This is a genomic window from Methylophaga sp. UBA678, from assembly GCF_002299105.1.
Taxonomy (GTDB): Bacteria; Pseudomonadota; Gammaproteobacteria; order Nitrosococcales; family Methylophagaceae; genus Methylophaga; species Methylophaga marina.
Genome location: NZ_DBNG01000002.1, coordinates 215,387 through 221,386, shown reverse-complemented (window position 1 = coordinate 221,386; position 6,000 = coordinate 215,387). Strand labels below are relative to the sequence as shown.

Genomic DNA, 6,000 nt, shown 5'->3' with positions numbered 1-6,000 from the left:
ATTCATCCTTATGGTTTTGTTATCGCTGGTGCAGATATTCGCCATGTGCCGCTTACCCCGGATGTAGACTTTTTTGCGGAGTTAGAAAAGTCGGTCAAAGATTCATGGCCTAAACCTAAAATGCTGGTGCTTAACTTTCCCGGTAATCCCACTACTCAATGCGTGGATTTGGACTTTTTCCAGAAGGTTGTGGATTTTGCTCGCGAGCATAAAATCTGGGTGGTGCATGATTTAGCGTATGGTGAAATCGTGTTCGATGGTTATAAAGCACCTTCCATCTTACAAATACCAGGCGCGAAAGAAGTGGCTGTGGAGTTTTACACACTGTCAAAAACATACAATATGCCTGGTTGGCGTGTTGGCTTTATGTCTGGTAACCCAACATTAATTGCTGCTCTGGCGCGGATGAAGTCCTACTTGGATTACGGTATGTTTACACCGATTCAGGTAGCAGCCATCACCGCCTTGGAAGGACCACAGGATTGTGTTGATGAGATTGTTGAAACATACAGAAGTCGTCGTGATGTCTTGTGTGATGGTTTAAATGCGATTGGCTGGCAGGTTGAAAAACCGAAAGCGACCATGTTTGTATGGGCAAAAATTCCAGAGAAATATCGTGAGCTTGGCTCATTAGAATTTAGTAAAAAATTATTGAAAGAAGCGAAAGTGGCTGTCTCACCTGGTATTGGTTTTGGTGAGTATGGTGATGATTACGTTCGCTTTGGATTGATCGAAAACGAACATCGTACACGTCAGGCGATCCGTGGGATCCGTGACATGATGAGAAAACCGTAGGGGGCAGAGTGCAATCAGTAAAAATCGGAATTCTGGGCTTAGGGACGGTTGGTAGTGGTACTGTCAACGTATTAACCCGGAACTCGAGAGAAATCAGTCGTCGTGCAGGTCGTGATATTGAAATATATCGCGCTGCTGATCGTGACCTTGATAAACCTAAAGGCTGTGACACTTCTGCTATCAATTTAACGGATGATGCTTTTGACATCATCAACGATCCTGACATTCAGATTGTGGTTGAATTGATTGGCGGTACCGGTGTGGCGAAAGAGTTGGTAATAAAAGCCATCGAAAACGGCAAGCATGTCGTGACAGCCAACAAAGCGCTTATTGCCATGCACGGTAACGAGCTATTTGAGCTCGCTCAGGAAAGAGGCGTCACCATCTCTTTTGAAGCGGCTGTTGCTGGTGGTATTCCTATCATCAAAGCGATGCGTGAAGGTTTGGCTGGTAATCGTATTGAATGGCTGGCAGGCATTATCAACGGTACAGGCAACTTCATCCTGACAGAAATGCGGGAAAAAGGCCGGGACTTTGCTGACGTGTTAGCGGAAGCACAGGCGCTGGGTTATGCTGAAGCAGATCCTACCTTCGATATTGAAGGTATTGATGCGGCGCATAAGCTGACCATCATGGCCTCCATTGCCTTTGGCATCCCATTACAGTTCGATAAATGTTACACCGAAGGCATCAGTCGTATTGCTCAGGAAGACGTGTTAAATGCCAATGAGTTGGGTTATAGAATCAAACATCTTGGCATCGCGAAGAAAACAACATCTGGCGTGGAATTACGAGTTCATCCGACATTGATTCCACAGCGTCGTTTATTGGCTAATGTCAATGGCGTAATGAATGCGGTGGTGGTGAAAGGGGATGCGGTTGGCCCAACGCTTTACTATGGCGCTGGCGCTGGTTCAGAAGCGACGGCTTCAGCTGTCGTGGCTGATATTGTGGATATTGTCCGCGCATTGACTACCGATCCTGAAAACCGCGTACCACACTTGGCTTTCCAACCAGATGCATTGAAAGATACGCCTATTCTGCCGATGTCAGAAGTTGTGACATCATATTACCTACGTATCCACACGCTGGATAAACCGGGTGTATTAGCGGATATCACACGAATTTTAAGCAAGGAAGGCATCAATATTGAAGCTATCTTGCAGAAGCAGCCTGAAGAACATGAGGGAATGGTGCCCATCATCATGCTGACGCAAGCTGTCATTGAAAAAAATATGGATCAGGCGATAGCGCAAATTGAAGCGCTGGACACTGTACCCGATTCCATTATGCGTATTCGCATGGAATCGCTTGGTGGTTAAGCCTGTATAAAGCATTCATTTAGAGGAAATTATTATGTCATTTCGACCACGTTACACTGGATTAATTGAGCGCTATCGCGACCGTTTACCAGTCAATGACGATACCCGCCTGATCAGTCTTGGTGAAGGCAATACCCCGCTTATTAAGCTCAACCACATTACAAAAGAGCTGGGTAAGGATGTCGATATTTATGTTAAGTACGAAGGCCTGAACCCAACTGGCTCTTTCAAAGACCGTGGTATGACCATGGCCGTAACGAAAGCAGTAGAAGAGGGTAGTAAAGCGATTATCTGTGCTTCAACAGGTAATACATCTGCTGCCGCTGCTGCCTATGCGGCACGTGCCGGCATCGCTGCATTTGTACTTATTCCTGACGGCAAAATTGCACAAGGCAAATTGGCTCAGGCGATGATGCACGGCGCAACCGTGATTCAAATCAAAGGTAACTTTGATCAGGGTATGCAGTTAGTTAAAGAAGTGGCTGATCATGCACCAGTCACTATTGTTAACTCTATCAATCCATACCGTTTACAAGGTCAAAAAACAGCCGCTTTTGAGATCGTTGAAGAGTTAGGTCGTGCACCTGATTATCACTGTTTACCTGTTGGTAATGCCGGTAATATCACCGCTCACTGGATTGGTTATTGTGAGTATTCATGTGATTCAGGTGACCATGTCACTGATGCATGTGCGTATTGTGGTGGTAAATGCAAATATGCCGGTGGTGCTATCGTCGGTAACCGTCCTAAGATGATTGGCTACCAAGCCGCTGGTAGTGCACCGTTCATGCGTGGACACATGGTAGACGATCCTGAGACGGTGGCGACTGCAATTCGTATTGGTCACCCACAAAGCTGGGATAAAGCCTGGCAGGTGAAAGAAGAGTCAGGTGGTTGGTTTGATGAATGTTCAGATGAAGAAATCCTGGCTGCACAGAAATTATTAGCTGAAAAAGAAGGTGTGTTCTGTGAGCCTGCATCAGCTACTTCTCTAGCTGGAGCATTGCGTGATGTGAAATCAGGCAAGATTCCCGAAGGCAGTACGATTGTCTGTACATTAACGGGTCATGGTTTAAAAGATCCTGATACTGCTATTAAACAAAGTACTTCTGCTGTCGTCACCGTAAATGCTGAACTTGACGCTGTTCGTGAAGCCATTTTGAATAATATGGTGTAATGATATGACTTATTACGCGGACCCTACCGAAAAGGAAATCGCTCGCGCCAAGTTGCCCCATGATATTTTTCTGAGTAACTTAATTGGTAACCATATTCTTGTGTTTACCGCGATTTCGACGTTTGGTCCGTCGTACATGAAGTATCTATTCCTGGTGCCATTAATTTCATTTATGGCACTGGGATATACTTACTGGCGATCCAGTAAGGTAAAACGTGAAGACGGCGAATTCGTCTGGGCGCATTGGCAAGTAGCACGCCGCTGGAGTCGTTTTTTTATGATGATTCTTATACTGCTTGTTAGCGTGTCGACCTTAGGTGTGCTGGGTCATATGTATCTTGGCATGATGAAAGAAGCCGTCTACGCTATGATTGGTGGTTTAGGTATTCTGCCAACGCTGGTGAGCGTATTGGTATTGATCGTGATTGAATCAGATTCTCTTCATCACGCTAGAATGGGAACGCTGCCGAAATGGGCATTAAAACGTTTCCTGAATATTGAACCTGAGCCCAGTCAGGACGATTAAGTTTTCTGTTATTGAGTTGTCTTAGTTCTTATCTCACGACAACTGAATGAATCACTTTGTCGTATTCAAATACCACTTCAAACTTTTTATATTCCCAACGTGTAATGGGGGGCTGGCCAACCGCTGGCTGCGTTGATTGCGGTTCTCCAAACTGTTGTTTAACCTGAGCCATGCTCATGCCTCTGGTCGGCCGGACAATCCCTGTAGGATCATTAGCCACTTCATAGCTGGGATCAGTAATGGAGATCACTTCTGCTTGGCACAGGTTTGTAAAAGAGAATAATGCTGTGCCAATGATAAGTAGAGAACGAGTCGTCATAGACGTTTCCTTAAAGAAGTATGCGAAAAAGCATACTATGCCTCTATAAATAGCTCAATCAGACTATTCAGGTAACGTTGGCCTTTTTCTGTGGGTCGGATTTTCTCGATCGTATGCTCTAATAACTCTAACTGCTCAGCTTGCTGCATAGCTCGTCTTATCGTCGAAATCGGCACACCGGTATGCTGCTGGAAAAGGGGCGTGGGTACGCCATCCAGTAAGCGCATCGCATTAAGCATAAACTCAAAGCCTACCTCATCCGGGCTGACCAGCGTTTTCTCAACTAAGCCCGCTTCTGTGCCTGCCGTTTCCATATACTTCTGTGGTTGTTTTTGTTTAACTCGTCGCTGAATTTGCTGTGGAGAAACACTGCTGATTTTGCCATGTGCGCCAGCGCCGATACCAATATAATCACCAAAGCGCCAGTAATTAACATTATGCCGACATTGATGACCTTTTTGTGCATAGGCCGAGGTTTCATACTGTTTGTAGCCTGCTTCAGCCAGACGCGCCTGATTGGTCAGTTGCCAATCATAGATCGGATCATCATCCGGCAGGCTCGGTGGCTGAGAGTAAAACAAGGTGTTGGGTTCTATCGTTAATTGATAGTAAGAAATATGCGGTGGGGCAAGTGCAATGGCCGTTTCAACATCATGTCGCGCTTTTTTCTCATCCTGTCCAGGCAAACCAAACATCAGATCCAGATTAAAACTATCAAAGCCAGCTTGATGAGCATATTCAACCGCTTTGATCGCTTGCTGACCGTCATGAATTCGGCCTAACGCCTGCAAAGCATTCTGGTCGAAGCTTTGAATACCAATACTTAACCGGTTGATGCCCACATCACGATATTCATGAAAACGACCGGCTTCTACCGTACCCGGATTAGCTTCCAGTGTAATTTCAGCATCATGTTGTAAAGGCAGTAAGGCCCGCAGCGATGAGAATAGCCGATCATAGGCTTCAGCTGAAAACAGACTGGGTGTGCCGCCGCCAATAAATACCGTATTAATTGACCGTCCCCAAATCAGGGGTAATTCTTGTTCCAGATCGCGTATCAGTGCATCAATATAAGCCGATTCTGGCAGAGATTGATGATTATCATGGGAGTTAAAATCACAATAGGGACATTTACGCACACACCAGGGAACGTGAATATACAGACTAAGTGGTGGTAAGGATGTAAAGTTAAACATTAGTTTGATTCCGGTTCCCAGCCTGCCTTCCAATCATCTAAATAAATAATGACAGGCATTTCGCCATTGCCATAAAACCAGGAGTCTACGGCATAACGAGTGTGCGTTTGTGTATCAATGATGGTGGCGGTGTTATGTGGCGCCTGTCCCTGAAAAATACCCCGTGAAGTACGTGAAGCAGAGGTATGCCATTTTAGAACACCGGCTTTCTCAAGCATACGCAGGTAAACACTGGTATTGGTGGCTTCATCCACGCAGTCCAATTGACCAAAGCGATTATTGGCAATCTGGTTACGCGCTAAATCTTTCTCGCTGCCAATTTGTTTTCCGATCAGCGTCTCCAGGTTGGCAATGGCTTGTTGAATGGCCTGTCGTTCTTCATGAGCATTGGTTGTTTTATTGAATAAGTTGAGTATGCCTGACCAATCTTGTTCACTCAGGCTGACTTCACTGATTCTGTAACAGCTCATGCTATGGCAGACGGAGAAAAGTGCTGGATTTGGTTGACCAATAAAAAAACGATAATGATTGTCCCAGATATCACTCAGGTTTTGCCCGCTACGAATCGGCGTGATGGGGCGATCAGAGTCATAAGTCGTGCAGGCCGATAGCGCTAACGTCATCATGAGAAGTGGAAAGGGGAAACGGCACATGGTCAGTTAACA

General features: G+C 45.6%; 7 protein-coding genes. 4 read left to right on the top strand and 3 right to left on the bottom strand.

All coding sequences use genetic code 11. The annotated features are described in order from the left end of the window. The 4 genes from B3014_RS01375 to B3014_RS01360 all read left to right on the top strand — a co-directional run. The coding region (locus tag B3014_RS01375) for an aminotransferase class I/II-fold pyridoxal phosphate-dependent enzyme (protein WP_289286883.1) at positions 1–795 on the top strand (795 nt) is incomplete at its 5' end. Between the two features lie 8 nt (positions 796–803). Continuing rightward, positions 804–2,117, top strand: a complete 1,314-nt coding sequence (locus tag B3014_RS01370) for a homoserine dehydrogenase (protein WP_289243120.1) — start codon at positions 804–806, stop codon at positions 2,115–2,117. A gap of 34 nt (positions 2,118–2,151) precedes the next feature. Then, positions 2,152–3,294, top strand: a complete 1,143-nt coding sequence (gene thrC / locus B3014_RS01365; RefSeq protein ID WP_286303849.1) for a threonine synthase — start codon at positions 2,152–2,154, stop codon at positions 3,292–3,294. 4 nt (positions 3,295–3,298) lie between these two features. Beyond that, on the top strand, positions 3,299–3,820 hold the full coding sequence (locus tag B3014_RS01360) for a hypothetical protein (protein ID WP_286303850.1): 522 nt from the start codon (positions 3,299–3,301) through the stop codon (positions 3,818–3,820). Between the two features lie 28 nt (positions 3,821–3,848). Here B3014_RS01360 and B3014_RS01355 read toward each other — a convergent pair whose 3' ends face one another. The 3 genes from B3014_RS01355 to B3014_RS01345 are packed head-to-tail and all read right to left on the bottom strand — an operon-like array spanning position 3,849 to position 5,961. Then, positions 3,849–4,139: a hypothetical protein gene (locus B3014_RS01355; protein WP_289243121.1), complete on the bottom strand. Its 291-nt coding sequence runs from the start codon at positions 4,137–4,139 to the stop codon at positions 3,849–3,851. A 35-nt stretch (positions 4,140–4,174) separates the two neighbouring features. Then, positions 4,175–5,335 carry a radical SAM family heme chaperone HemW gene (gene hemW / locus B3014_RS01350; protein WP_286303852.1) on the bottom strand — a complete coding sequence of 387 codons (1,161 nt, stop codon included), beginning with the start codon at positions 5,333–5,335 and terminating at the stop codon, positions 4,175–4,177. After that, positions 5,335–5,961 carry a hypothetical protein gene (locus B3014_RS01345; protein ID WP_286303853.1) on the bottom strand — a complete coding sequence of 209 codons (627 nt, stop codon included), beginning with the start codon at positions 5,959–5,961 and terminating at the stop codon, positions 5,335–5,337. Before B3014_RS01345 ends, hemW begins: the two co-directional genes overlap by 1 nt. Positions 5,962–6,000 lie beyond the last annotated feature (39 nt).